Genomic DNA, 2,890 nt, shown 5'->3' with positions numbered 1-2,890 from the left:
CTCCTCCCCTCCCCCGCGAACCGTCGGACGGCCCGCCGCGCGGCGATACCGAGTAAATCCGCCGGGTTCTTCCGGTAACGAGCATGTTTCACCCCTTGGAAGTGCGACGTCTGGGGTCTATGGTGTCGCAAAGCGCTTTGGCAAAGCGCTTTGCCCCTCTCGGTGCGGCACCGCGCCAGCAAAGGAGAACCCCTCAGCCATGGTCTCGATAGCGGATGTCGCGGCGCGGGCGGGCGTGAGCCCGACGACGGTCTCCCACGCGCTCAGCGGCAAGCGCAAGGTGAGCGACCGGGTACGTGCCCGGGTGGAGAGCGCGATGCAGGAGCTGGGTTACGTCCCCAGCCGCTCCGCGCAGAACCTCGCCATCGGCCGGACCCGCGTGGTGGGCCTCATCGTCCCCGACATCCGCAACAGCTTCTTCGCCGACCTCACCCACGGGGTGGAGGCCGCCGCGATCAGCCACGGATACAACGTCATCCTCTGCACCACCGGCTTCGACCACGCCCGCGAGGTCGACTACCTCGCCATGATCCGCTCCCGGGCGGTCGACGGCCTCATCTACGCGGCGGGCGCGCCCCCGACCAACTCCCAGCTGGGCGCGCTCCTCGGCGACCTGCCCCTCGTCCTCGTCGACGAGGAGGTGCCCGGCGCGACCGCCCCGTCCTTCGTCTCCGACAACCTCAGCGGCGGGCGGCTGGCGGCCGAGCACCTGCTGGAGCTCGGGCACCGCCGCGCGGTGGTCATCGCCGCGGAGGGCGGCCTGGTGAGCAGCGACCTGCGGGTGGCGGGCTTCCGGGAGAGCTGGGTCGAAAGCGGTGCCGAGGAGCCGCTGGTGGTCGGCGGCGCCTTCACCGAGGAGGGCGGTCGGGAGGCGATCGCTCGGCACGCCGGGGCGTTCCGCGACGGCGGCCCGACGGCGGTCTTCGCGGTCAACGACCTGATGGCGCTCGGCGCGATAGGCGAACTCCAGGGCGCCGGCGTGGACGTCCCGGGCCGGGTGTCGGTCGTCGGCTTCGACGACATCCCGGCGGGGCGGTACGCGCACCCGCGGCTGACCACGGTCCGGCAGGACGTCGACGAACTGGGGCGGCGCGCCAGCAACGCGCTCATCGCCGCGCTGGAGGAGGAACCAGGGCGACGGGCCGGAAAGCCCGACCGACACGTGCTGCCGGTCTCACTCACCGTGCGGGGTTCGACCGCGGCGGCCCCCACCGCACAAGGAAAGGCGGCCCACCGTGGCTGACATCTCCATCGACCGCGTCTCCAAGGTGTTCACGACGGCTCGCAAGCGCACGGTCGCGCTGAACGAGACGAGCCTCGCCATCGCCACGGACGAGATCGTCTGCGTCGTCGGCCCCAGCGGCTGCGGCAAGACGACGCTGCTCAACCTGGTCGCCGGCTTCCTCGAACCGACGGCCGGCACGATATCCGTCGGCTCACGGGAGGTCGCCGGGCCGGGCGCCGACCGGGCGGTGGTCTTCCAGGCCGACGCGGTCTTCCCCTGGCTGAGCGTCGCGGAGAACGTGGCGTACGGGATGCGGATGCAGGGTCTCGGCAGGGCCGAGCGCGCCGCGCGCGCGGAGCGCTACCTGGAGCTCGTCGGGCTCGCGGACTTCCGCTCGGCGTACCCGAAGGAGCTCTCGGGCGGGATGCGGAAGCGGGTCGACCTGGCCCGCGCCTACGCCAGCGGCCCCGAGGTCCTGCTGCTCGACGAGCCGTTCGGCGCCCTCGACCTGTTCACCAAGGAGGCGATGTGGCTCGCCCTCCAGGGCGTGGTGCGGGCCGAGCCGAAGACCATCGTCTTCGTCACCCACGACATCGAGGAGGCGCTGTTCCTCGGCGACCGCGTGGTGGTCATGACGCCGCGGCCCGCCCGGGTGCACAGCGTCGTCGACGTGCCGTTCGGCACCGGCCGCGACCTGGAGCTCCGGGCCGGCCCCGAGTTCCAGGCGCTCCGCAACGAGATCGCCCACACCCTCAGGGAGGTTCACGATGACGCGGCATGACACGGCGCGCCCCGCGTCCCCGGTGGCCGCCGCCCCGCCGGCCCCGACCGGCTCCGCAGGCCAGGCCCCCGACCTCGCCGGGACCGGAAGGCGCCGGCGCGACCGCGGCTGGCTGGTGAGCCTGCTGGTGGTGGCCGCCCTGCTGGGCCTGTGGTGGCTGCTCACCAGCGGCACGGAAACGGTCGACGCGCTCTACTTCCCGACCCCGGAGTCCCTCTGGGAGGCGGTGACCACGCTCAACTCCCAGCTCGTCGACGACGCGAGCGCCACGCTGTGGCGGGTGCTCGTCTCCTGGATCGGCGGGTCGGCGGTGGGGGTGGTCGTCGGGCTGCTGATGGCCAGGGCGCGCTGGTTCTTCCACGTGCTCAACCCGGTCATCGAGGCGGTCCGCCCGGTGCCCCCGGTGGCGCTCATCCCCTTCGTGATCCTCTGGTTCGGGATCGGCGACAGCGGCAAGATCTTCCTCGGGGCGCTGGCCTGCTTCATGGTGATGGTCGTCAACACGACGGTCGCCTGCGGCAACGTGTCCCCGGTCTACGTCCAGGCGGCGCGGTCGTTGGGCGCCAGCCGCAACCAGGTGTACCGGACGGTCGTCCTGCCGGCCATCGTTCCGGAGATCCTCTCCGGCTTCCGCATCGGCAGCGCGCTGGCGTTCGCGGTGGTCGTGGCCGCCGAGTTCCAGGGCGCGGACGCGGGCATCGGCCGTCTCATCATGAGCGCGAGCCGCACCCTCAACACGGCGGTCGTGCTGCTCGGCACGATCGTGATCGCGATCCTCGCCGTGGCGCTCGACCAGGTGATCTCGCGGATCAGCGCCTACGTCACCCGCTGGTCGGCGACCCGCTGACCGGGCGAACCCGGCCGCCGCCTCCGCTCCCCCACCC

General features: G+C 72.4%; 3 protein-coding genes. All 3 read left to right on the top strand.

Going from position 1 to position 2,890, the window contains the following annotated elements; translation table 11 throughout:
* Positions 1-199 precede the first annotated feature (199 nt).
* Genes E1283_RS34635 through E1283_RS34625 form a run of 3 tightly spaced genes read left to right on the top strand, consistent with a single transcriptional unit; the run spans position 200 to position 2,853 of the window.
* A complete protein-coding gene (locus tag E1283_RS34635; RefSeq protein WP_132822133.1) occupies positions 200-1,243 on the top strand; it encodes a LacI family DNA-binding transcriptional regulator in 1,044 nt (347 codons plus the stop codon).
* Positions 1,236-2,006: an ABC transporter ATP-binding protein gene (locus tag E1283_RS34630; RefSeq protein WP_132822132.1), complete on the top strand. Its 771-nt coding sequence runs from the start codon at positions 1,236-1,238 to the stop codon at positions 2,004-2,006. The genes E1283_RS34635 and E1283_RS34630 overlap by 8 nt, the downstream gene beginning before the upstream one ends.
* Complete coding sequence (locus E1283_RS34625; RefSeq protein WP_132822131.1) at positions 1,993-2,853, top strand: ABC transporter permease; 861 nt, start codon at positions 1,993-1,995, stop codon at positions 2,851-2,853. Before E1283_RS34630 ends, E1283_RS34625 begins: the two co-directional genes overlap by 14 nt.
* Positions 2,854-2,890 lie beyond the last annotated feature (37 nt).

The organism is Streptomyces hainanensis (assembly GCF_004348415.1).
Taxonomy (GTDB): Bacteria; Actinomycetota; Actinomycetes; order Streptomycetales; family Streptomycetaceae; genus Streptomyces; species Streptomyces hainanensis.
The sequence above is the reverse complement of the archived record's forward strand: the minus strand, read 5'-3'. Positions and strand labels throughout refer to the sequence as shown.

Coding starts and splice junctions, on each gene's coding strand:
- E1283_RS34625 (WP_132822131.1), top strand. CDS start 1,993: ATGACGCGGCATGACACGGCGCGCCCCGCGTCCCCGGTGGCCGCCGCC.
- E1283_RS34635 (WP_132822133.1), top strand. CDS start 200: ATGGTCTCGATAGCGGATGTCGCGGCGCGGGCGGGCGTGAGCCCGACG.